Below are 292 nucleotides of genomic sequence, written 5' to 3' on the forward strand. Positions count from 1 at the left end.
TTCTTTAGGGAAATACCGCAATGCGTTACGACTCGCTTATTGCTTTTCGTCAGCCGATAAAATGTCTTTACGTTTTGGAGCACGGTTTGCATGACTTGGATACGGTTTTGGATCTGGTAATAAGCTTGGGATACCTTGCTTAATTTGTTCTTGATAAGTCATAATTTGCTCCCTTAGTTAACTTTAAACGCTTGCGATTTAACAAGTTCTCCCATGGCATCAATGTCGGGCTTAAGTAAGCTGTCTTCTTCTAATTTGGCAACTTTGCTGCGAATGAGCGCAAAGTTTTCTT

General features: G+C 40.1%; 1 protein-coding gene. It reads right to left on the reverse strand.

The annotated features are described in order from the left end of the window. Positions 1–36 precede the first annotated feature (36 nt). Positions 37–162 carry a hypothetical protein gene (locus tag CWB80_RS23145; protein ID WP_283235116.1) on the reverse strand — a complete coding sequence of 42 codons (126 nt, stop codon included), beginning with the start codon at positions 160–162 and terminating at the stop codon, positions 37–39. Positions 163–292 lie beyond the last annotated feature (130 nt).

Origin of the sequence: Pseudoalteromonas sp. S1650, from assembly GCF_005887195.1 — a bacterium.
Classification (GTDB): Bacteria; Pseudomonadota; Gammaproteobacteria; order Enterobacterales; family Alteromonadaceae; genus Pseudoalteromonas; species Pseudoalteromonas simplex.